Source organism: Geodermatophilus sp. SYSU D00879, from assembly GCF_054050375.1.
In genome coordinates, this window is the sequence record NZ_JBJGZF010000028.1 from 1 (window position 1) to 22652 (window position 22652).

A 22652-nucleotide genomic window follows, 5' to 3' on the forward strand; every position below is an offset into this window, starting at 1 on the left:
CCCCCCCCCCCCCCCCCCCCCCCCCCCCCCCCCCCCCCCCCCCCCCCCCGCCCCCCCCCCCCCCCCCCCCCCCCCCCCCCCCCCCCCCCCCCCCCCCCCACCCCCCCCCCCCCCCCCCCCCCCCCCCCCCCCCCCCCCCCCCCCCCACGACTCCGCGGAAGTGCACGGCGGCGCCGCCCCCGCGCGGGGGACGGCGCCGCCGTCGTGCGGGGTGGGGGTCAGACCGCGAAGCGGGCCACGGCCTCCTGCAGCTCGCCGCTCATGCGGGCGAGCTCGGCCGCGGCGCGCTGGGCGTCGGCGACCCGGGCACCGGTCTGCTGGGTGCCGGCGGCCAGCCCGCCGATCGCGGTGGCGATGTCCCGCGAGCCGCCCGCGGCCTCGGCCACGTTGCGGTTCATCTCGTTGGTGGTGGCCGTCTGCTCCTCGACCGCCGCGGCGATCGTGGCCTGGAAGTCGTTGATCTCGCCGATGACGGCGCTGATCCGGCTGATCGCCTCGACGGCGCCGGCGGTGTCGGCCTGGATGGCCTCGACCCGGCGGGAGATGTCCTCGGTCGCCCGGGCGGTCTCCTGCGCGAGCTCCTTGACCTCGCTGGCCACGACGGCGAAGCCCTTGCCGGCCTCCCCGGCCCGCGCGGCCTCGATGGTGGCGTTAAGCGCGAGCAGGTTGGTCTGCTCGGCGATGCCGTTGATCAGCTTCACGACCGTGGCGATCTCCTGCGAGGAGTCGCCGAGCTTGCCGACCGTGCGGGTCGTCGTCTCGGCGACGTCCACCGCCTGACCGGCCACGCGGGCGGCCTCGGCGGCGTTGTGCGCGATCTCCCGGATCGCGGTCTCCATCTGCGAGGAGCCGGTGGCGACGGTGTCGACGCTGGCGGCCACCTCACCGGCGGAGGCGACGACGGCGTCGGTCTGGTCGGAGGCGGCGCGGGAGAACTCGGCGATGCCGCTGGCGGCGGTGTCGAGCTGGGTGGAGGCGCCCTGCAGCCGGCCGGCGGAGTCGCGGACGAGCACCAGCACGCCGCTGAGGGAGTCCAGCGTCCGGTCCAGCGAGCGGGCGACCTCGCCGAGCTCGCCCCCGCCGACCCCGCCGGCGCGCACCCGCAGGTCGCCGCCGGCGACCTTGCCGAGGACCTCGCGGATCCGCTCGACCGGCCGGGTGACGCTGCGGGCGACGAGGACCGCGAGCACGATCGCCACGACCAGGCCCAGGACCATGATCACGAGGGTCAGGGTGCGGGCGGCGGCGTAGGCGTCGGCGGCGTCGGTGGCGGTCGCCTCGGCGTCGACGCGGGCGGTCTCGGTGGCCGCGGCGAGGGAGTCGGCGATCACGGCCTCGTTGGCGTTGAGGCGGGTGATGATCGCCTGCTGCTCCGCCAGGGGCAGGGTGCTGCCGGTCGGGGTCGCGCCGGCGACGAGCAGCTGCAGGTCGGCGAGGTAGGCCTGCGAGGCGGCGACGAACTCCTCGTAGGACGCGCGGGTCTCCGCCGACATGGGCAGCTCGGCCGCCGCGGCGGTGTCCTCGGTGAGCGTCTGCGCGGTCTCCCCGGCCTTCTGCTGCGCCGAGGCGCGGCTCTCCGGCGGCAGGGTGACGATGTTGGCCCGCGCGGTGTGGGTCATGAGCTGCCACCAGTCGACCTGCAGCTGCTGCAGGCCGGCCACCGGCAGCGCGCCGTCGGTGTAGACCCGGTCGGCCCGGTCGCTGAGGCTGGCCATCCGGTCGATCCCGAAGACGCCGATGCCGATCGTCGTCAGCGCGACGACGAGGATCGCGCCCAGCAGTCGCGTGCGCAGGCCCCACCCTCCCGTCGTGGGCTCGGCGGGAGGCGTCTGCGGGACGCGGGTCGGGGTGGTGCTCATCTGCTGCCCTCCGTGGCGCGCGATCGGTCGCGTTCCACATCGGCAGCCCGGCCGCGGGCTTGAGTCGGCCCGGAGCGGGGCGGCTCGGAGCGAGGCGGCTCGGAGCGAGGCGGCTCAGAGCGAGGCGAGGAAGGCGGCCACGCCGTCGTCGTCGTTGGTGCCGGTGACGTCGGTGGCGGCGGCGAGCAGGTCCGGGTGGGCGTGCGCCATGGCGACGGCCCGGCCGCCGCCCTCGCGGACCCAGTCGAAGGCCGCGATGTCGTTGGGCATGTCCCCGAACACGACGACGTCGCCCGGGTCGATCCCGTGCCGGGCGGCGACCCGCGCCAGCCCGGTGGCCTTGGTGACCCCGCGGGCGGAGATCTCCGCGAGCGCGTCGGAGGAGGAGTTGGTGACCGTCGCGCGGTCGCCGACGACGCCCTCGACCAGGGCGACGAACTCGTCGCGCCCCATGTCCTCGTGGCGGGCCAGCAGCTTGGCCGCGGGCACGGCGACGATCTCCTCCAGGGGCGCCTCGGCGACACCGGGCGCGTCGACGTCCCAGCGCGGCCGGTACACCGGCTCGTGCCGGAACTCCAGGCCGTACTCGACGGCGAACCAGGTGTCCGGCTGTGCCCGGCGCAGGCCCGCGGTGACGTCGGCGAGCACGGCGGGCGGGAGCGCCTCCTCCTCGAGGATCTCGAAGGTCTCCAGGTCCAGCAGCACCGCGCCGTTGCAGCAGACCGCGGTGCCCCGGCCCAGGACCTGCCGGATGCGGTGCATCCAGCGCGGCGGGCGGCCGGTGGCCAGGACGACCGGGACGCCGTCGGCCCGCCACCGCTCCAGCTCGGCCACGGTCGCCGGGCTCACGGTGTCGTCCGAGCGCAGCAGCGTGCCGTCCATGTCGCTGGCGATCAGCCGGGGGCGCCAGTCAGACACCGGCCAGCACCGCCTCGAGGTAGCGGGCCACGCCGTCGGCGTCGTGCCCTCCGGTGCGGCCGCGGGCGGCCGCGCGGACGGCCGGGTGCGCGTTGGCCACCGCGACCGCGTGCCCGCCGGCGTCGGTGACCGCGCCGATCATCGGCAGGTCGTTGGGCATGTCGCCGAAGACGAGGACGTCGCCGAGGTCCACGCCGTGGTGGTCGAGCGCGACGGCGAGGCCGGTGGCCTTGGTGACGCCCGGCGGCAGCACCTCGATGAAGCCGAGGCCGGCGTGGGTCAGCTCGGCCTCGGCCGGGTCGACGACGCGCCGGGCACGGGCCAGCAGCTCGTCCTGCCCGAGGGTGGACGAGCGGAGGAACACCTTGAGCACCGCGCCCTCGGGGAGGACCGAGTGCCGGGGCAGCAGGTGCGCGGGCTCGGGGTAGGGCCAGTCGAAGCCGTGCTGCACGCGCAGCGCCGCGCGGGCCTCGGCCTGCTCGGCGGCGTCCTCGACGGCGAGCACGAGGTCCCCCGCCACCTCCTCGATCCGCTCGACGACGGCCTCGGCCTGCGAGCGCGGCAGGCCGACGGTGCGCAGCACCTCGTCGCGCTCGAGGTCGACGACGTAGCCGCCCTGCGCGAGGACGGCGATGCCGCGGCCGCCGAGCGCCGCGCGCACGCTGTCGACCAGCCGCGGCCCGCGGCCGGTGACCCCGACGACGGGGATGCCGGCGGCCCAGCAGGCGTCCAGCGCCGCGCGGGTGCGGGGGCTGACCTCCCCGGCGGAGTCGAGCAGGGTGCCGTCGAGGTCGGTGGCCACCAGGCGCGGCCGCCACGTCCCGAGCTCGTCGAGCACGCCGCCGAGGTCGACGACGTCACCGGCCTCCGGCACCGCCGCCCCCGGGACCGGGAGCGCGGCCGGCGGCTGGCTGCTCACGCGGGCACCGGCGCGGCCAGGGTCATGCCGGGGGTGAGGACCTCGTGCCCGCCCAGCCACGGCCGCAGCGCCGCCGGCACGTGCACGGAGCCGTCCGCGCGCTGGTGCACCTCGAGCAGGCAGGCGATGGTGCGGGCGATGGCGCACAGCGTGCCGTTGAGCGTGGCCGCCGTCTGCGGCTTCCCGTCCTCGTCGCGGTAGCGGATGGCCAGCCGGCGGGCCTGGAAGGTGGTGCAGTCCGAGGTGCTGGTCAGCTCGCGGTAGGTGCCCTGGCTGGGGAACCACGCCTCGATGTCGTACTTGCGGGCGGCGCTGGTGCCGAGGTCGCCGGCGGCGATGTCGACCACCCGGTAGGGCAGCTCGAGCGCCTGGAGGAACTCCTCCTCCCAGGCGAGCAGCCGCAGGTGCTCGGCGGCGGCCTCCTCGGGCCGGCAGAAGCTGAACATCTCGACCTTGTCGAACCAGTGCACGCGGATGATCCCGCGGGTGTCCTTGCCGTAGGAGCCGGCCTCGCGGCGGAAGCAGGACGACCAGCCGGCGTAGCGGCGCGGCCCCGCCGACAGGTCGAGCACCTCGTTCGCGTGCATCCCGGCCAGCGCCACCTCGGAGGTGCCGACGAGGTACAGGTCGTCGCGCTCGACCCGGTAGACCTCCTCGTCGTGCTCGCCGAGGAAGCCGGTGCCCTCCATCGCCTCGGGCTTGACCAGCGCCGGCGCGACGACGGGGGTGAAGCCGGCGGCCACCGCCCGGGTGACCGCCAGCTGGGCGAGGGCGAACTCCAGCAGCGCGCCGGGGCCGGTGAGGAAGTAGAAGCGGGCGCCGGAGACCTTCGCGCCGCGCTCCATGTCGATGGCGCCGAGCGCCTCGCCGATCTGCAGGTGGTCGCGCACCTCGAAGTCGTAGGTCGGGACCTCGCCCACGGTGCGCAGGGTGACCGCGTCGTCCTCGCCGCCGGGCGGGACGTCGTCGTGGACGACGTTGGCCAGCGCCAGGTGGGCCTCGCGCAGCGCGGCGTCGGCCGCGCGCTGGGCCTCCTCGGCCTCCTTCACCTGCGCGGCCAGCGCCTTCGCCCGCTCCAGGACGGCGGGCCGCTCCTCCTTCGACGCCCCGCGCACCGCCTGGGAGGCCGCCTTCTGCTCCGCGCGGAGGTCGTCGGCGCGCTTGACGGCGGCGCGGCGGGCCTCGTCGGCGGCCAGGAGCGCGTCGACCCGGGACTCGTCGGCGCCGCGGGCGCGCTGGCTGGCACGGACGACGTCGGGGTGCTCGCGCACCAGGCGCAGGTCGATCACGTACCGATCGTAGGTGGGACGCGCGGACCCGCCCCCGCGCACGCGGGTGGCGCCCACCCCGGCGGGGTGGGCGCGGCCGGCGCTCACGACAGGGCGGCGCGCTCGTCGCCCGGGCACGGGACCCGGCCGGCGTCCCCGGACTCCCGGTCCCGGCCGCGGGCGACGCGGTCCCGGTACTGGTCGATCTCCTGCGTGAGCACGGCGGGGCCCTCGTGCAGCCGGTCCACCCGGTCGGCCGCCCGTCCCGTCACCTGACGCACGCGCGGCATGCTCGGTGCCGGAGCGCCCTCCGGCGCACGTCCGCATCCGGGCGCACCCCCGCGCGCGAAGACGGTGCACCCGACCGGGAGGAGACCGCCGTGACCGCCACCCCACCGGGCAGCCGCGGGCGCTGGCTGCTGCTGGCGACCGCGCTCGGCCAGGCCGCGAGCCCGCCGTTGGCGGGGTTCGACCAGGGTTCGGGCAGCGACCCGGTGATCGTGCCGCCGGGACCGTTCTTCGCCATCTGGGGTCCGGTGGTGCTTGGCTGCCTCGCCGCCGCCGTGTACGGCTTCCCGCTGCGCCGCGCGACCGCCGACCCGTGGCGGCGGGTGCAGGTCCCGCTGTCGGTGGCGCAGGTGGGGTTCGTCGTCTGGCTGGTCGCCGCGGCCCGGCTGCCGGGGCTGACCGTGCCGGTCTTCGCCGGCATGCTGGCCGCCCTGCTGGTGTGCCTGCGCGTCCTCCTCCGGACACCGGCCGACCGGGTGACCCGTCTCCTCCTGACCGGCAGCGTCGGCCTCTACGCCGGGTGGGCCAGCGCGGCCGTGTGGGTGAACGCGGCGACCGTCCTGCCGGGCGGGCTGACCGTAGGGACGCTCGTCCCCGCGCTGCTGGTCGTGGGCGCCGCGCTCACCGCCGCGGTCCTGGCCTGGTTCCTCCACGGGCAGCCCGCGTTCGTCCTCGCCGCCGCCTGGGCGCTCGTCGGCGCCCTCGTCTCCAGCGCCGGCGCCGGCGCCACCGCGCTCGTGCTGGTGGCCGGCGCCGGGCTGACCGCCGTCGCCCTCTCGGCGGCGCTGGGAGCCCGGCGCACCGCGTGAGGACCGGCGCCTCCGGCGTCCGGTACGGGACACTGGGGGCATGCGGTTCCTCGACGGTCAGCGCCCGCCCACCGACCTGACCTACGCCGACGTGTTCATGGTGCCCAACCACAGCACCGTCGGCTCCCGGCTGGAGGTCGACCTGACCACGCCGGACCGGGTGGGCACGACCATCCCGGTCGTCGTCGCGAACATGACCGCGATCAGCGGCCGGCGGATGGCCGAGACCGTCGCCCGCCGCGGCGGCCTCGCGGTGCTGCCGCAGGACATCCCCGTCGACGTCGTCGGCGAGGTCGTCTCCTGGGTGCACGGCCGGCACCCCGTCTACGACACCGCGATCACCCTGTCCCCCGGCTCGACCGTGGGCGAGGCGCTGTCGCTGATGACCAAGCGCGCGCACGGCATCGTCGTGGTGGTCGAGGACGGCGTGCCCGTCGGCGTGGTCACCGACGGCGCCTGCCAGGGCGTGGACCGGTTCAGCCAGCTCTCGCAGGTCATGGCCGCGCAGCCGCTGACCATCCCGGCCGGCACCGTGCTGCCGAAGGTCTTCGACGTGCTCTCCGAGGAGCGGGTCAGCGCCGCGCCGGTGGTCGAGGGCGAGCGGCTGGTCGGCGTCGTCACCCGCAAGGGCGCGCTGCGCTCGACGGTCTACACGCCCGCGGTCAACGCGCAGGGGCAGCTGCTCACCGCGGCCGCCGTCGGGATCAACGGCGACGTCGCGGGCAAGGTGTCCGCGCTGCTGGCCGCCGGGGTCGACGTGCTCGTCGTCGACACCGCGCACGGCCACCAGGAGAAGGCGGTCGAGGCCGTGCGGGCGGCCCGGTCGGTGGCCGGGCCGGTGCCGGTGGTGGCGGGCAACGTGGTCACCGCCGACGGCACCCGCGACCTGATCTCGGCCGGGGCCGACGTCGTCAAGGTCGGCGTGGGGCCGGGCGCCATGTGCACCACGCGGATGATGACCGGCGTCGGCCGGCCCCAGTTCTCCGCCGTCGAGGAGTGCGCCACCGAGGCCCGCCGGCTCGGGAAGCACGTGTGGGCCGACGGCGGGGTGCGCCACCCCCGCGACGTCGCCCTGGCGCTGGCCGCCGGCGCGGCCAACGTGATGGTCGGCTCCTGGTTCGCCGGCACCTACGAGAGCGCCGGGGACATCCACGACGACGGCAGCGGCCGGCTGTACAAGGAGTCCTTCGGGATGGCCTCGGCGCGCGCGGTCAAGGCCCGCACGGCGCAGGCGAGCGGCTTCGACCGCGCCCGGGCCGCGCTGTTCGAGGAGGGCATCTCGTCGTCGCGGATGTACCTCGACCCGGCCCGTCCCGGCGTGGAGGACCTGGTGGACGGGATCGTCGCCGGGGTGCGCTCGTCGTGCACCTACGCCGGGGCCCGCACCATCGACGAGTTCCACGAGCGGGCGGTGGTGGGGGTGCAGAGCGCGGCCGGGTACGAGGAGGGCCGCCCGCTGCCCACCAGCTGGTGAGGCCGCTGCCCCGGGAGGTCTTCGAGTCGCTGGTCGCCGACGCGCTGGACGCGGTGCCGGCCGACCTCTTGGCCCTGCTGGACAACGTCGTCGTGCTGGTCGAGGACCGCAACGAGGACGAGCCGGACCTGCTGGGCCTCTATGAGGGGTACGCGCTGACCGAGCGCGGCTGGCAGTACGGCGGCGCGCTGCCGGACCGGATCATGATCTACCGCGAGGCGATCTGCGACGTCTGCTCGACCGCCGAGGAGGTGGTCGAGGAGGTGACGGTCACCGTCGTCCACGAGATCGCCCACCACTTCGGCATCGACGACGAGCGGCTGCACGAGCTCGGCTGGGGCTGAGCCCGGCGGGCGCGGGTCCGGGTGCCGGTGGCCGCCGGCGTGCGGGACCTGGACAGCTCGACCCGGCCGTGGCCGTCCGGGGTCCGCAGGAAGGCGAGGTCCGCCCGGACGCCGTCCAGCCCGACGAGCCGGTCTCCCCAGTCGCCCTCGACCGCCGTCTCACCCTCCGGTTCCAGGCCCAGTTCGACGGAGAACGCGACGGCGGCCGCGAGGTCCTCGACCACGACCCCGACGTGGTCCACCCGGTAGACCGTCACGTCCCGGCACCGCAGGGGACCGGGGCGTCGACCGGGGCCGGGACGTCCTCCGCCGGGGCCCCGCTCCACGCGCCCCGGCCAGCACCCTGCCGGGGTCGGCGGGGACCGGCGCCCGCGTACCGTGATCACCGTGCCATCCGACCTCGCCAAGGGCAGCGGGCTGCCGATCAAGATGCTGCACGACCGGATCCTCGTGGCCCTCCGCAGGGAGGACGGGGAGCGGCGCTCGACCGGCGGCATCCTCATCCCGGCGACCGCCCAGGTGGCCAAGCGGCTGGTCTGGGGCGAGGCGCGCGGCGTCGGCGCGAGCGTGCGCCAGGTGAAGGTCGGCGACCAGGTGCTGTTCTCCCCCGAGGACCAGCACGAGGTCGAGGTCCACGGCGAGGAGCTGATCATCCTGCGCGAGCGCGACGTGCACGCCGTCGCCGCGGAGCGGATCGAGGAGTCCACCGGCCTCTACCTCTGACGCCGTGTGCACACCGCGGGTCACGACGACCGCGGACCGCGCCGTGTGCACACGCCGTCGGTCAGCGGTGGGCGACGACGACGTCGGTCACCGCGGTCAGCCAGCGGTGGACGACGGCGACGTCGGCGTCGCTGAGGTCCTCCATCGCCGCGAGCAGCTCCCGCTGCAGCCCGCCGAAGTAGGCGGCGCCGGCCGCCATCGTCGGCGCGGTCATCTGCAGCACGACCCGGCGCCGGTCGGCCGGGTCGCGCACGCGCTGCACGTGTCCGGCCCGCTCCAGCCGGTCGACCAGCGCGGTCACCGACGCCGAGCTCAGCCCCACCGCGGCGCCCAGCCCGCCCGCGGTCAGCGGCTGTCCGGCCCGGGCGGCGTCCATGATCGCGGTCACCGCGCGGACGTCGGTGCGTCCGAGACCGTGCGTGTCGGCGAAGCGTTGACCGACGGCGTCGAGTTCGACCGTGAGCCGCCGCAGCAGCAGGGTGACCTCCACCCGCTCGCCGTCGTTGCGCGTCATCCACCCACCCCCTAATCTCTCGAACATCGAGATTATCGACCCTCGAGAGGATTCCACCATGGCCCGTCGGGTCCGTTGGTTGCTCCCCCTGGTCGTCCTGCTCGCCTGGCTGGGCGCCGCCGGCCCGCTCGGCTCGCTGAGCGGGCAGCTCACCGGCCTGCAGGAGAACGACACCGCCGCCTTCCTCCCCGACAGCGCGGAGTCCACGCGCGTCGCGGAACTGTCCCAGGGGTTCTCCCCCACCGAGGCGATCCCGGCGGTCCTGCTGTGGGAGGCCGACGGGCCCCTCGACCCGGCCACCCTCGACGCCGTCGGGCAGGCGCTCGCCGAGGCCACCGCGGTCGCCGAGGACGCCGGCGCCCTGGCCGGGCAGGCCTCCCCGCCCATCCCGTCGGAGGACGGCGAGGCGGTGCAGGCGGTGCTGCCGCTGACCCCCGAGCTGGGCGACGAGATCGTGACCGTGGTCGAGGACCTGCGCGCCGCGATCGCCGTCGACGGCACCGACGCCTTCGTCACCGGCCCGGGCGGGATCTTCGCCGACTTCGCCAACGGCTTCGCCGGCATCGACGGGCTGCTGCTGGCCGCGGCCTTCGGCGTCGTGCTGCTCATCCTGCTGGTGGTCTACCGCAGCCCGCTGCTGCCCTTCCTGGTCATCGGCACCGCCGGCCTCGCGCTCACCGCCGGCAACGCGGTCGCCTACCTGCTCGCCGACGCCGGCCTGATCACCGTCAACGGCCAGAGCCAGGGGATCGCGGCGATCCTGGTGGTGGGCGCGGCCACCGACTACGGGCTGCTGCTGGTCGCCCGCTTCCGCGAGGAGCTGCAGCGCGAGCCGTCCCGGTTCACCGCGATCCGCGTGGCGCTGCGCCGCTCGTGGGAGCCGATCGTGGCCTCCGGCGCCACCGTCGTCCTCGGCGTCCTGTGCCTGCTGTTCTCCGACCTCGCCTCCAACCGCGGGCTCGGGCCGATCTCGGCGGTCAGCGTGGCGCTCGCCGTCGTCGCGGCGCTGACCTTCCTGCCGGCCGCGCTCGCACTGCTCGGCCGGGCGGCGTTCTGGCCGTTCCGCCCGCACGTCGGCGAGCCGCCGCGCGAGGGCCGCGGGTGGCGGCGGGTCGCGGCGCTGGTCGGCCGCCGGCCGCGGCGCGTCCTGGCCCTGAGCACGCTGGCGCTGGTCGCCGCGGCGGTGTTCGCGCCCACCTACGACGCGAGCGGCATCACCTTCAGCGACGCGATCCGCGGCGAGTCCAACGGCGTCGACGGGCAGGAGGCGCTGGCCCGCCACTTCGACGCGGGCTCCGGCAGCCCGACGATCGTCGTCACGCCGGAGGGGAACTGGCCGGAGGTCGCCGAGGCGGCCGCGGCCACCGAGGGCGTGGCGTCGGTCGTCCCGTTCACCGGCGGCCCGCCCGGCGGCGACCCGGTCGTCGTCGACGGGCTGGTGCGCCTCGACGTCACCCTCGCCGTCCCGGCCGACAGCACCGAGGCCATCGACGTCGTCCAGGACCTGCGGACCACGCTCGACGACGCCGACCCGGCCGCACTCGTCGGCGGCGACACCGCGAGCAACCTCGACGCCCGGGAGACCGCCGCGCGCGACCTGCGGGTGATCGTGCCGAGCGTGCTCGTGGTGATCACCGTCGTCCTGGCGCTGCTGCTGCGCTCGCTGGTGGCGCCGCTGCTGCTGGTGGCCACCGTGGTGCTCAGCGTCGGCGCGACGGTCGGCGTCGCCGCGCTGCTGTTCGACGGCGTCTTCGGCTTCCCCGGCAGCGACCCCGGGATCCTGCTGATCGGGTTCGTGTTCCTCGTCGCCCTGGGGATCGACTACAACATCTTCCTCATGACCCGGGCGCGGGAGGAGTCCGCGCGGCACGGCACCCGCGACGGCGTCCTGCGCGCGCTGGCCGTCACCGGCGGGGTCATCACCAGCGCCGGGATGGTGCTGGCGGCGACGTTCGGGGCGCTGGCGGTGCTGCCGCTGCTGTTCCTCACCCAGCTGGCGTTCCTCGTGGGGTTCGGCGTGCTGCTGGACACCTTCGTCGTCCGCTCGCTGCTGGTGCCGTCGGCGGTGGCGCTGCTCGGCGACCGCACCTGGTGGCCGAGCCGCCTGTCCCGCCGCCCGTCGCCGGAGCCCGAGCGGGAGCTCGAGCCGGCGTGACCGTGCACTTCCGCGGAGATGCACCGTGCATCTCCGCGGAAGTGCCCGCTCAGACCTCGCCGGCGCGCAGGCGGGCGAGCCAGTCGGCAGCGTCGGTGAACGCGGCGTCGGCGGCCTCGGCGGGCACCGGCCGGTTGGTGCGGCCGTCGGCGCGCGGGTAGGAGCCGAGGAACCGCACGTCCTCGCAGACCCGGTGCAGCGCGGCCAGCGCCTCCCCCACCCGCGCCTCGGCGACGTGCCCCTCGCAGTCCAGCGAGAACGAGTAGACCCACAGCCGGTCGCGGGTGGGCCGGGACTCGATGCGGGTGAGGCTGATCCCGCGGACGGCGAACTCGCGCAGGACGTCGAGCAGCGCGCCGGTGCGGTCGGCGACGACGGCGACCAGCGAGGTCTTGTCGTCGCCGGTCGGCTCCGGCAGCGCCCCGGGACGGGACACGAGCACGAAGCGGGTGACCGCGCCGGGGAAGTCGGCCACGTCGTCGGCCAGCGGGGCCAGCCCGTAGCGCTCGGCGGCGATCGGCGCGCACACCGCGGCGTCGTGCTCGCCCTCGGCGACCGCCCGGGCGGCGGCCGCCGTCGAGGAGGCCGGCAGGGTCGGGACGCCGGGCAGCCGCTGGGCCAGCGTGCGCGCGGTCTGGGCCAGCGCGTGCGGGTGGCTGACGACGGCGCGGACGTCCTCGAGCCCGGTGCCGGGCCGGGCGGCGAGGACGAACGCGACGGGCAGGAAGACCTCGCGGGTGATGACCAGCGGGTCGCCGTCGGCCAGGCCGTCCATCGTGGCCGGGACCGAGCCCTCGACCGAGTTCTCCAGCGGCACGAGGGCGGCGTCGGCGTCCCCGGCGCGGACCGCCGCCAGGGCGGCGGCGACGCTGGCCGCGGGCTGCCGCACTCCCTCCCCAGGGCCAACGGCGCTGCTCAGCGCCGCTTCGGCGAAGGTACCCTCGGGCCCGAGATAGGCGAACCGCGTCGGAGGCGTCTGGGGCACCCGACGAGGGTAGTGCGGTCGGGCCGGGGCGCAGTCCGGGTCCGGGGGGAACTGCCTCGCCGCCGGCCCGTGCGGCCGGTCGCCCGGCGTCGAGGAGGAGGGATGCGTGACCCCCGGCCCCGCACCCGTCACCGACGGTGACCTCGATGCTGCACTGCGGCGCCTGCTGACGGCGAGCAGCCGGGACGACGCCGACGCCTTCCGGGACGGGCTCGACGACGCCGAGGCCGCGTTCGGCGCCGCGAGCGACCCCCGCTGGGCGGCCTGGCGGCACGCGCTGGCCGCCCGCCGCGGCCTGCTCGACGGGGACCAGGACGCCACCGGCGCCGCGGTGGCCGCCGCCCGCGACGCGCTGGGCGCCTGCCCGCCGTCGGCCTCGACGGCCCTGGTCCTGGCCTACCTCGCGCACGTCGAGGCGACCGCCGACCACCCGGACGCCGCGATGCTGCTCGCCGTCGACGCCAGCCTGCTCACCGAGCAGCTGTCCCCACCCGCCGAGGAGCCCTCCCGCGCGCTGTCCCAGGCGCACCTGTGGCTGTCGCTCACCCTCACCGCGCTGGACCTCGAGGAGCTCGCCGTCGCGCAGGCCGAGCGCGGGCACCGGGTGGCCGCCGCGCTGGCCGACCCCGCCGACCTCTGGCAGCTGCTGCAGCTGTGCGCCCGGCAGAACACCGAGCTGGCCCAGACGCTGCGCCGCCGCGGGGAGGCCGGGCGGGCCCGCGAGCTGGCCGGCGCCGCACTGGCCTGCGCCGGCGACGCCCGCGCGCTCGACGTCGAGCCCGACCCCGGCGACCTCGACCTGCTCGACGTCGTCCAGGCCTGGGCGCTGGCCTGCCACGACGACCTCGACGACGCCCTCGGCCCGCTGCGCAGCGTGCACCGGCGGGTGCACCGCACCGGCGGCACCTGGCTGCGCGGCTACGCCGACCTGGCCCTGTCCCGGCTGCTGTCGCGGCTGTCGCAGGTGCACACCGGCGGCGGGCACGGCGAGGAGGCCGCCGACCTGCTCGTCGACGCCGCCGGGGCCTTCGCCGCCACCGCCGACCGGCGCCGCTACCGGCAGTGCCTGCTCGAGCTCGGCCAGGCCACCGCCGCGATGGGCCGGCCCGCCGAGGCGCTGTACTGGCTGGACGCCTACCGCGCCGACACCGGCCGGGCGCACGCGCGCAGCCGGGAGCTGTGGGCGGAGATGTTCGTCCGCCGCAGCCGGCTGCGCGAGGTCGAGCGGCAGGCCGCCGTGCTGCGCCGCCACGCGCTGGAGGACCCGCTGACCGGGCTCGGCAACCGGCGCAGCGCCGAGCGCCGGCTGGCCGGGCTGCGGCTGGGCGCCGAGCCGCTGTCGCTCGCCGTCGTCGACGTCGACCGGTTCAAGGAGGTCAACGACGACACCTCCCACTCCCACGGCGACGAGGTGCTGCGCCGGGTGGCCGCGCTGCTGCGCGAGCACAGCCGCGTCGGCGACGAGGTCTACCGCTGGGCCGGCGACGAGTTCCTCGTCGTCCTGCCCACGGCCAGCCCCGCCCAGGCCCTGGCCGCCGCCGAGCGGCTGCGCGCCGCGGTCGCCGACGCCGACTGGGCCGACCTCGCGCTCCCCGAGCCGATCACCGTGAGCATCGGCGTGGCCACCGCGCCCGCGGCCGAGGGCGACGCCGCGCCGGTCGGCTGGCGCTCGCTGTTCGACACCGCGGACCTGCACCTGTTCTCCGCCAAGCGGGGCGGGCGCAACCGGGTGCGCGCGCCGGGCCCCGTGGACGGGGGCACGGCCGACGGGAGCCCGGCCGACGGGGGCGCGGCCGAGGGGACGCCGTCGTGAGCGCCGGGCGCGCCTGGGACGCCAGTGACGCGACGGGCGACGGGACCGGTGCCACACGGCGCGCCCGGCCCGCGCTCCCAGCGGAAGCGCACGACGGCGTGCACAGTGCGGTGGTGCCACCGGGAGCCCTGCACCACCGGGTGACCGCCGCCCTCGCCAACTGGCAGCTCGACGACGCCGAGCGGCTGCTGTCGGTCGTCGACCCGTCCACGCCCTACGGGGCCGGGCCCTCCGGCGCCGCCACCGGGCGCGACGGCGAGCCCTCCCTCGGCCGCGCCTGGGCCGACACCCTGCGCGCCGAGCTGCTGGTCCGCCGGCTGCGCGTCGCCGGTTTCACCCTGGTCGGCGAGCCGCTGGACGCGCCGGAGGCGACCGAGTCGCTGGACCTGCACGCCGGCGTGGCGGGCCTGCTCGAGCGCGGCGACGACCGCGCCGCCGACCGGCCCACCGGCGACGGCGACCCGCGCTCGGAGTCGGCCGCGCACGCCGCCGAGGCCATCGCCCTGGTGCGCTCGGCCAAGGCCGCCTTCGACGCCACCGACGACGCCGTGCAGCGCGCCGCGGGCCTGGCCCGGCACGCCCGCATCGAGCTGCTGTCGCGGCGGATCGACGCGGCGATGGACGAGGCGGTCGAGGCGGCCAGCCTGCTCGACCCCGCGCTCCCGCCCGACGCGCTGCTCGTCGACACGCTCGGCACGCTGGCCGGCGTCCTCGCCGACCTCGAGCTCATGCCGCTGGCCCTGGACTACCAGCGCCGCTCCCTGGAGGCGGCCGGCGCGGCCGCCGGGCAGGGCACGCTCGGCCCCGACGACGGCGACCCCGACGTGCTGGTGGCCCGGGCGGCCACCTGCCTGGGCGAGCTGTGCGCGGAGCTGGGCGAGGCGCTGCTCGACGACGGCGAGCCCGAGGCCGCCCGGACCCACTTCACCGAGGCCCGCGGGCTGGCCGAGCAGGCGCTGGCCCAGCTGCCGCCGGACGCCGACGGCGTCGTCGCCGCGCAGGTGGTGCACGGCTGGGCGCTGGTCGGTCTGGGCGAGTCCGCCGCCGCGGCCGGCCCGCTGCGCGCCGCCGTCCGCACCACGAGTGCCACCGGCGACCGGGCGCTGCTGGCCTCGGCGCTGCTGGGGCTGGGCCGGGCACTGCGCAGACAGGGCGACGGCCGGAGCGCCGACGAGCAGCTGGCGCGGGCGCTGGCGCTGGCCACCGAGCACGGCCTGCCCCGGCTGCGGCGGGCGGCCCTGCGCGAGCTGTGCACGCTGCACGCCGAGCTCGACGACGCCGGCCGCGCGCTGCCCTACCTGCAGGCCTACCTCGCCGACGAGCTGGACCGGGTCGACGAGCGGCGCACCCGCTGGGTCGAGCTGTTCGGCCGGCGCAAGAGCCTGCTGGAGAACGAGCGCGCCGCCGGGCAGCTGCGCCGCCAGGCCTACGAGGACCCGCTCACCCACCTGCCCAACCGGCGCTACGCCGAGGCGCGGCTGGACGGGCTGCTCAGCGCGGGCACCACGCCGGCGCTGGCCGTCGTCGACGTCGACCGGTTCAAGGCCATCAACGACGCCGTCGGGCACCCCGGCGGCGACGCGGTGCTGCGCGCGGTCGCCGACCTGCTGCTGGCCGGCTGCCGCGACACCGACGAGGTGTGTCGGTGGGCCGGCGACGAGTTCGTCGTGCTGCTGCCCGACACCACCGCCGAGCAGGCCGAGCGGGCGCTGGAGCGGATCCGCCGCGCCGTCGCCGCGCACGACTGGACCGCGCTCGGCCTGCCGGTGCCGGTGACGATCAGCGTGGGCATCGCCTCGGCCACCCGCGGCGACGACCGCCGCACGCTGTTCGCCGCCGCCGACGGCGTCCTCTACGACGCCAAGCGCAGCGGCCGCGACCGCGTCGTCCGGCTGTCGGCGGTCACCCAGACCCGCGCCCCGGACACGCCCGCGGAGCCCCCGCCGGCGCCGGCCCGGCCGGCGGCGCGCGCGTCGGTTCAGGTCGGCCCGGTGCAGTCCTCGCCGCTGGACCCGGTCGGCGGCTTCGCCGCGCTGCTGGCCGACCCGCCGCTGTCCCTCGGCAGCGCGGGCCAGCCCGCGCTCGCCCCGGCGCCCCCGGCCGCACCGGCCCGCCCGGCGCCGGCCGAGCCCGACGTCGTCTGGGGGGTCGGGCGGTCCACCGAGCAGGTGCTGGCCCTGGTCCGGGAGACCCGCGCGGCGCACCCGGACCGGCCTGCGCTGGTCGTCCGGGCCACCGCCGACACGCTGGTCGCGCTGGCCGCCGCGTACGACGGCTCCACCACGGTCGACGCGGCGGCGATGTCGGCCGCCGTCGGGCCGATCCCCGAGCCGCTGGGCCGGGTCGGCGTCCTGTGCGCGAGCACCGCCGACGCGTCGGTGGCCGCCGAGGCCGCGTTCGTCGCGCGGGTGACCGGCACCGAGGTCGTGCGGGTCGACGACGTCGGCGGCAGCCGGCTGCGGCCGCTGCTCACCGACCGCACCCTGCTCGACGACGTCGACTGCCTGGTCGTGGTCGCCGGCCTGGACGCCTCGCTGGCCGGCACGGTGGGCGCGATGACCGACGTGCCGATCGTCGCGGTGCCCACCTCGACCGGGCAGCCGGGCTCGTTCGGCGGGTTCGGCGCGCTGCTCACGATGCTGAACTCGGCCTCGCCCGGCGTCGTCGTCAGCAACATCGACAACGGCCACGCCGCCGGCGTCTTCGCCGCCCGCATCGCCCGCCGCACCGCCAGGTAGGGGGGCCGCGTCGGGTGGTGAGCCGCCCTGCGGAGGACGGCGGACCGGTCGCGGGGCCGGAGGCTCCCGGCCGGGACGGGGTGGCGGGGCTCAACGCCGCTCGGGGACGGCACCTGGCCGCGGTGTCGGCCGGAAGGCCGACCACGTGATCGGCACCACCGCGAGGAACAGCGCCGCGACCGCGAGCGCGGAGCCCAGCGCCCACGCGCCGAACACCAGCAGCGAGGCCAGCTCGATGCCCAGGCCCGCGACCGAGGTGACCGTGGCCCGCGCCGCGCCGGGCACCTGCTCCTGCAGCCGCGCCTCGCCCACCACCAGCACGGCGAGGTACAGGCCGTAGGACAGCGCGACGGCGGCCAGCGCGACGGGCGTCCCGGCCAGCGCCCCGGCCGCCAGCAGCGCCGCGGAGACGGCCAGCAGCACGGGCAGCGCCCGCGACGGCAGCCGCCCCAGCCGGCCGGCCAGCGCCGCGCCCGCCGCGCCGGCCAGCGCGATCCCCAGCACGGCCACCGGCACCAGCTCGGTGGGGACGCCGCGGTCGCGCGCCATGACCGGGAAGTACTCCTCCAGCGCGTCCAGCCCGCCGAGCAGCGCGACGGCGACAACGGTCAGCCGCAGCGACGGCCGGCGCAGCGCCTCGCCGACGGCGGCGCGCAGGCCCGGGCCGGCGTCGTCGTCCTCGTCCCGGGTGGGGGTGGTCTCGGGGAAGCGGGTGGCCAGGGCCGCGGCGGCGAGGCAGACGCCGACGCTCGCCCAGCCGACCAGCGCGTAGCCGCCGGCCTCGACGAGCACGCCGGCCAGCAGCGCGGTGGGCACCTGCACGAGCAGCTCGGTCGCCGTCATCGCACCCTGGACGCGGACGAAGTCCTCCTCCGCGCCGACGGCGGCCAGCGCCTCGTAGACCAGCGCCTCGGCGGCACCGGAGACCAGCGCGCCGCCCACGCCCCACACGACGAACCCGGCGGCGAAGCCGGGCAGCCCGGGCGCCACGGTCCAGAGGACGAAGCCGGCAGCCTCCAGCACCCCGGCGAGGACCAGCGCGCCGCGGCGCGACCAGCGGTCGGCGAGCACCCCGGTGGGCACCTCGGCGAGCAGGGCGGTGACCGACCACAGCGCGAACAGCCCCGAGACCTGGGCCGGGGTCAGCCCGGTGTCGAGGAACAGCAGCGCGTAGAGCGGGTAGACGGGCGCCAGCCCGGACAGCGCGGTCCAGGCCACGGCCAGGCGGGCCAGCGGCCGGGCGGGCGGCGGCGGTGCGGCGGACGACGGGCGTCAACGGAACGGCACGGGACGACGGTAACCAGCCCCACACCCGGGCGCACCGGGTTTACGAGAGCCCGTCGACTAGCCTGGGCGGCCGAGGAGGGGAGTAGCCCCCCGTCCGCTGGTCGACATGCTGGCGACTCCCGCGGGAGCCGCCCGGTCAGCGGGCCCGCGCCCCGCGCGGGTGGGCGAGACCTCCGGCCTGAGCAGTCGTCGCACTGCCGGTCGGAGGTGTGCGCCCCCGCCCGGCCGTGCCGAGCGGAAGAGAGAACCACCCGTGATCGTCTGGTCCGTCGTCGTGACGGCGTTCGCCCTCGTCCTGCCGGTCGAGCTCCCGGACAAGACCCTGTTCGCCAGCCTCGTCCTCGCCACCCGGTTCCCGCCGCTGCCGGTGTTCGTCGGCGTCGGCACCGCCTTCGGCCTGCAGGTCGCCATCGCCGTCACCGCGGGCAGCCTGCTCTCGCTGCTGCCGGAGGCGCTGGTCAGCGGCGTCGTGGCGGTGCTGTTCCTCGTCGGAGCGGTCCTGCTGTGGCGCAGCGCGTCCGAGGGGCCCGAGGACGGCGGGGAGGCGGCCGACGCCCGGGAGCGGACGTCGTTCCTGCGGGCCGCCGCGATCTCCTTCGGCGTGCTGTTCGCCGCGGAGTGGGGCGACCTGTCCCAGCTCGCCACCGCGGGCCTGGCCGCCCGGTTCGACGCACCGGTGTCGGTGTTCGTCGGCGCCTGGGCGGCGCTGCTGACCGTCTCCGGGCTGGCGGTGTTCCTCGGCAAGACGCTGGCCGACCGGCTGCCGGTGGCCCTCATCCGCCGGGTGGCGGCGGGGCTGTTCGTCGTCTTCGCCCTGTTCGCCGCCGTGGAGACCGTCCGCGTCCTCACCTGATCGGGGGACGGCAGCGGGACGGGCGGTGCGGACGGCGGGCGCGAGGGCCGTTGCCTCCTCCGTGACCGTCTCCACCCCGCCCGACCGCGACGCCGTCGCCGCCGACCTCGACGTGCGCGAGCTCGCCCGGGACCCCGAGCTCGCCGCCGTCGTGCGCGTCGCCGCGGACGTGGCGGGCGTGCGGTACGCGACGGTCAACCTGCTCGACGCCTGCGAGCAGCACCAGCTGGTGCCGCACGGCTTCCTGGGCTGCTCGTCGCCGCGTGAGGAGTCGCTGTGCGCGGCGGTGAACGCCGGCGGCCCGCGAGTCGAGGTGATCGAGGACCTGGCCGCCGAGCCGCGGTACGCGGGCAACCCCTGGGTGGACGGCCGCCGCGCCCGCGTCCGCGCCTACGCCAGCGCGCCGCTGGTCGTCGACGGGGCGACGGTGGGCACCCTGTGCGTCTTCGACTCCGAGCCGCACGCCTTCGCCCCCGGCGCCGGGGACCGGCTGGCCGACCTCGCCACGGTCGTGGTGGCGCTGTTCCAGCGGCGTCGGCAGGCCCGCCAGCTCGCCGACCTCGCCACCGCCAGCGCCGCCGCCCGCGACCAGGCCCAGGCCGCCGCGACGCACGCCGCGCGGTCGGAGGCCTTCACCCGCGCGCTGCTGGAGGCGCTGCCCGTCGGGGTCGTCGCCGCCGACGCCGACGGGCGCATCACGCTGTTCAACCGGCTCTGCCGGCAGTGGCACGGGCTCCCGGAGGCCTCAGCCGACCGCGTCGAGGGCGCCCGGCTCACCGAGGACGTCGTCGAGGCGTTCGGGCTGAGCACCCCCGACGGGCGCCGGCTCGGCCTGGCCGAGGTCCCCCTGGCCCGGGTCTTCGCCGAGGGGCGGGTCCGCGACGCCGACATGGCGATCGGCCTGCCCGGCGCTCCCCTGCGCGTGGTGCGCGCCTCGGGCACCCGCATCCGCGATGCCGCGGGCCGGCCCACCGGCGCCGTCGTCGCGATGATGGACGTGACCGCCCAGCGGGAGCTCGAGGCCCGGCTGCGCGAGGCCGCCCTGCACGACGCGCTCACCGGCCTGCCCAACCGGGCGCTGCTGCTGGACCGGCTCGGGCAGGCGCTGCAGGTCCAGGCGCGCGAGGGCCTGGCGGCCGCGCTGCTCTACTGCGACCTCGACGGGTTCAAGGGCATCAACGACACCCACGGCCACGCCGCCGGCGACGCCGCCCTGCTGCGGATGGCCGCGGCGCTGCGGGCGGCAGTGCGCCCAGGCGACACCGTGGCCCGCATCGGCGGCGACGAGTTCGTCGTGCTGTGCCCCGGCACCGGCACCGAGGCCGCCGCCCGGCGCCTGGTCGACCGGATCGCGGCCACCCTCGCCTCCCCCACCGACGGCGGCCCGCCGCTGCGCTCCAGCACCGGCGTCGCGCTCTCCCGGCGGGGCGACACCGCCGACAGCCTGCTGCGCCGCGCCGACGCGGCGATGTACGCGGTCAAGCGCTCCCGTCACGGAGCAGCGCGAGACGCGTGACCAGCGCGTCGGGGTCGGGCCAGGGCTCGTCCGGCCTGCTCGCGCGGAGGGTGACCAGCCCGTGCAGCGCCGTCCACACCAGGGCGGCGTCGGCCCGGGGGTCCCGGCCGGCCGTCGCCTCGCGGATCGCGGCGACCAGGTCGGCGAACCCCCGGTCCGCGTGCGGCACGGTGCCGTCCGGGGCGTCCATGCGGCTGACCGTCGTCGCGCCGAGGACCTCCTCGGAGAAGCGCATCGCCTCCGCCGCGGGCGAGCAGACGAGGAAGGGGTGAGGGTCGTGCAGCCGTCCGGGCGGCCGTCGGTGATCGCCGTGCCCCTCACCCTGCCCGCCGCGACCGGGCGCCGTCGCGGACGAACCCGACACCCCGCTCAGGGCAGCGTCGGGATCCAGTCGGCCAGCGCCCGGCCGATGGCGTGCGGCGAGTCCTCGGGGACGAAGTGCGAGCCGGGCACGGTCACCTCGGTGACCGAGGGCCACTTCCGCACCAGCGCGCGTGCCCGCCCGGTCAGCAGCCACCCGGGCTCGGCGTTCACGAACAGCTTCGGCACGGCGCTGGTCCGCAGCCAGTGCCCGTACCGCGCGACGACGTCGTGGACGGCCGGCGGCACGTTGGCGATGGGGAGCTGGCGCGGCCACTCGAGCGTCGGCCAGCGGTCCTCGCGCTCGCGGAACGGCTGCCGGTAGCGCTCGTGCGCCTCCGGGGAGAGTCCGCGCAGCACGGACGCCGGGAGGATGCGCTCGACGAAGACGTTCTTGTCGAGGATGACGACCTCGCCGTCCTCGCTGCGCATGGCCTGGAAGATCTTGCGGCCGTCCGCCGGCCAGTCGGCCCAGGTCATCGGGGTGACGATCGCCTCGGTGAAGGCCAGGCCGCGGACCGCCTCGGGGTGGCGGTGCGCCCAGGAGAAGCCCAGCGCCGAGCCCCAGTCGTGCAGCACCAAGGTGACCCGCCGCTCCACCCCGAGCGCCTCCAGCAGGCCGTCCAGGTGCGCGGCGTGCGTGGCGAAGGAGTAGGTGCCGCGCCGCGGGTCGGGCAGCTTCCCGGACTCCCCCATGCCGACCAGGTCCGGCGCGATGCAGCGGCCGAGGTGCTGCACGTGCGGGATGACGTTGCGCCACAGGTAGGACGACGTCGGGTTGCCGTGCAGGAACACGATCGGGTCGCCCTCGCCGACGTCGACGCAGGCCATCTCGGTGCCGCGGACGGTCACCCGCCGCCGGGGAAAGGGGTCCTCGGGCGAGACCTCCTCGTGGGTGCTGTCGTCCTGGTCGGCCATGCCGCGATCCTCGCCCAGGCGCCGCTCGCCCGCCGTCCGGGGATCGGGCTCGACCCGACGCGACGATCGCGCTCGACCCCGACGCGACGATCGCGCTTGACCCTGACGCGACGTCAGGCTGTGCACTCGTCGCCGTCAGGGAGGAGGGACCCGGGATGAAGGTGGGCGAGGTGGCGGCGCTGGCCGGCGTCACGGTGCGCACGCTGCACCACTACGACCGGATCGGCCTGCTGTCGCCGTCGGGACGCACCGCGGCCGGCTACCGCCGCTACTCGGCGGCGGACCTGGACCGGCTGCACCAGGTGCTGCTCTACCGCGAGCTCGGGTTCCCCCTCGAGGAGGTCGCGGCCCTGCTGGACGACCCGTCCGCCGACCCCGCCGAGCACCTGCGCCGCCAGCACCGGCTGCTGCGGGACCGGCTGGAGCGGACGCGCGCGATGGTCGCGGCCGTCGAGAAGGAGATGGAGGCGAGGCAGATGGGGATCGCACTGACCCCCGAGGAGCGGTTCGAGGTGTTCGGCGAGCACGACCCGGAGCGGTACGAGGCCGAGGTCCAGGAGCGGTGGGGCGACACCGACGCCTACCGCGAGTCCGCGCGGCGCACCGCGGCCTACACGAAGGAGGACTGGGTCCGGATCAGGGCCGAGGGCGAGGACCTCAACCGGCGGATGGCCGAGGCGCTGCACGGTGGCGTGGCGCCCGACTCGCCGCAGGGCATGGACCTCGCCGAGGAGGCGCGGCAGCAGATCTCCCGGTGGTTCTACGACTGCCCGCCGGAGATGCACGCGGCCCTCGGCCGGATGTACGTCGAGGACGAGCGGTTCACCGCCACCTACGAGCAGGTGGCGCCGGGCCTGGCGCAGTGGGTGAGCACCGCCGTCCAGGCCAACGCCGCCCGCCAGGGCTGAGCC

The 22652-nt window shown here is 77.0% G+C and carries 20 protein-coding genes; 10 read left to right on the forward strand and 10 right to left on the reverse strand.

The features are described from left to right. Positions 1-218 precede the first annotated feature (218 nt). From ACI79B_RS22115 to ACI79B_RS22135, 5 genes are all read right to left on the reverse strand, one after another. Positions 219-1859 (reverse strand): methyl-accepting chemotaxis protein, encoded by a 1641-nt coding sequence (locus tag ACI79B_RS22115; RefSeq protein WP_456930199.1) that lies wholly within the window; start codon positions 1857-1859, stop codon positions 219-221. A 114-nt stretch (positions 1860-1973) separates the two neighbouring features. Next, entirely contained in the window at positions 1974-2777 is an 804-nt protein-coding gene (locus ACI79B_RS22120) for a Cof-type HAD-IIB family hydrolase (protein WP_456930198.1), read from the reverse strand. Beyond that, positions 2770-3696, reverse strand: coding sequence for an HAD family hydrolase (locus tag ACI79B_RS22125; protein WP_456930197.1), 927 nt, complete (start codon positions 3694-3696; stop codon positions 2770-2772). Before ACI79B_RS22125 ends, ACI79B_RS22120 begins: the two co-directional genes overlap by 8 nt. Then, positions 3693-4985: a serine--tRNA ligase gene (gene serS, locus ACI79B_RS22130; protein WP_456930196.1), complete on the reverse strand. Its 1293-nt coding sequence runs from the start codon at positions 4983-4985 to the stop codon at positions 3693-3695. Before serS ends, ACI79B_RS22125 begins: the two co-directional genes overlap by 4 nt. A gap of 83 nt (positions 4986-5068) precedes the next feature. Further along, positions 5069-5245, reverse strand: a complete 177-nt coding sequence (locus ACI79B_RS22135) for a hypothetical protein (RefSeq protein WP_456930195.1) — start codon at positions 5243-5245, stop codon at positions 5069-5071. Between the two features lie 99 nt (positions 5246-5344). On the opposite strand from ACI79B_RS22135, the gene ACI79B_RS22140 reads away from it, so the two are divergent. From ACI79B_RS22140 to ACI79B_RS22155, 4 genes are all read left to right on the forward strand, one after another. Next, on the forward strand, positions 5345-6061 hold the full coding sequence (locus ACI79B_RS22140; protein WP_456930194.1) for a hypothetical protein: 717 nt from the start codon (positions 5345-5347) through the stop codon (positions 6059-6061). Positions 6062-6101: 40 nt separating this feature from the next. Then, positions 6102-7535, forward strand: coding sequence for a GuaB1 family IMP dehydrogenase-related protein (locus tag ACI79B_RS22145; protein ID WP_456930193.1), 1434 nt, complete (start codon positions 6102-6104; stop codon positions 7533-7535). After that, the gene (locus ACI79B_RS22150; RefSeq protein ID WP_456930192.1) at positions 7532-7879 is read left to right on the forward strand and encodes a metallopeptidase family protein; all 348 of its coding nucleotides are present in this window, start codon (positions 7532-7534) and stop codon (positions 7877-7879) included. The genes ACI79B_RS22145 and ACI79B_RS22150 overlap by 4 nt, the downstream gene beginning before the upstream one ends. Positions 7880-8266: 387 nt before the next feature. Beyond that, positions 8267-8602, forward strand: a complete 336-nt coding sequence (locus ACI79B_RS22155; RefSeq protein WP_456930191.1) for a GroES family chaperonin — start codon at positions 8267-8269, stop codon at positions 8600-8602. 61 nt (positions 8603-8663) lie between these two features. Here ACI79B_RS22155 and ACI79B_RS22160 read toward each other — a convergent pair whose 3' ends face one another. Next, positions 8664-9116, reverse strand: a complete 453-nt coding sequence (locus tag ACI79B_RS22160) for a MarR family winged helix-turn-helix transcriptional regulator (protein ID WP_456930190.1) — start codon at positions 9114-9116, stop codon at positions 8664-8666. A 58-nt stretch (positions 9117-9174) separates the two neighbouring features. On the opposite strand from ACI79B_RS22160, the gene ACI79B_RS22165 reads away from it, so the two are divergent. After that, a complete protein-coding gene (locus ACI79B_RS22165) occupies positions 9175-11271 on the forward strand; it encodes an MMPL family transporter (protein WP_456930189.1) in 2097 nt (698 codons plus the stop codon). A gap of 49 nt (positions 11272-11320) precedes the next feature. On the opposite strand, the gene pheA is transcribed toward ACI79B_RS22165, so the two are convergent. Then, positions 11321-12256, reverse strand: coding sequence for a prephenate dehydratase (gene pheA, locus ACI79B_RS22170; RefSeq protein ID WP_456930188.1), 936 nt, complete (start codon positions 12254-12256; stop codon positions 11321-11323). Between the two features lie 106 nt (positions 12257-12362). On the opposite strand from pheA, the gene ACI79B_RS22175 reads away from it, so the two are divergent. Beyond that, positions 12363-14069: a diguanylate cyclase gene (locus ACI79B_RS22175; protein WP_456930187.1), complete on the forward strand. Its 1707-nt coding sequence runs from the start codon at positions 12363-12365 to the stop codon at positions 14067-14069. A gap of 113 nt (positions 14070-14182) precedes the next feature. Next, positions 14183-16807, forward strand: coding sequence for a diguanylate cyclase domain-containing protein (locus ACI79B_RS22180; RefSeq protein WP_456930186.1), 2625 nt, complete (start codon positions 14183-14185; stop codon positions 16805-16807). Positions 16808-16897: 90 nt separating this feature from the next. Here ACI79B_RS22180 and ACI79B_RS22185 read toward each other — a convergent pair whose 3' ends face one another. After that, entirely contained in the window at positions 16898-18025 is a 1128-nt protein-coding gene (locus ACI79B_RS22185; RefSeq protein WP_456930185.1) for an MFS transporter, read from the reverse strand. Between the two features lie 322 nt (positions 18026-18347). Here ACI79B_RS22185 and ACI79B_RS22190 point away from each other — a divergent pair, with 322 nt between their 5' ends. Beyond that, positions 18348-18947 (forward strand): TMEM165/GDT1 family protein, encoded by a 600-nt coding sequence (locus ACI79B_RS22190; protein WP_456930184.1) that lies wholly within the window; start codon positions 18348-18350, stop codon positions 18945-18947. Positions 18948-19008: 61 nt separating this feature from the next. Then, entirely contained in the window at positions 19009-20463 is a 1455-nt protein-coding gene (locus tag ACI79B_RS22195) for a diguanylate cyclase domain-containing protein (protein WP_456930183.1), read from the forward strand. Here ACI79B_RS22195 and ACI79B_RS22200 read toward each other — a convergent pair. Both ACI79B_RS22200 and ACI79B_RS22205 read right to left on the reverse strand, forming a co-directional pair. Continuing rightward, positions 20426-20698, reverse strand: coding sequence for a TetR-like C-terminal domain-containing protein (locus ACI79B_RS22200; RefSeq protein WP_456930182.1), 273 nt, complete (start codon positions 20696-20698; stop codon positions 20426-20428). The two genes, ACI79B_RS22195 and ACI79B_RS22200, sit on opposite strands and share 38 nt — an antisense overlap. 134 nt (positions 20699-20832) lie before the next feature. Next, positions 20833-21741, reverse strand: a complete 909-nt coding sequence (locus ACI79B_RS22205) for a haloalkane dehalogenase (RefSeq protein ID WP_456930181.1) — start codon at positions 21739-21741, stop codon at positions 20833-20835. A gap of 155 nt (positions 21742-21896) precedes the next feature. Between ACI79B_RS22205 and ACI79B_RS22210 the strand changes: the two genes are divergently transcribed. Beyond that, positions 21897-22649 (forward strand): MerR family transcriptional regulator, encoded by a 753-nt coding sequence (locus ACI79B_RS22210; RefSeq protein ID WP_456930180.1) that lies wholly within the window; start codon positions 21897-21899, stop codon positions 22647-22649. Positions 22650-22652 lie beyond the last annotated feature (3 nt).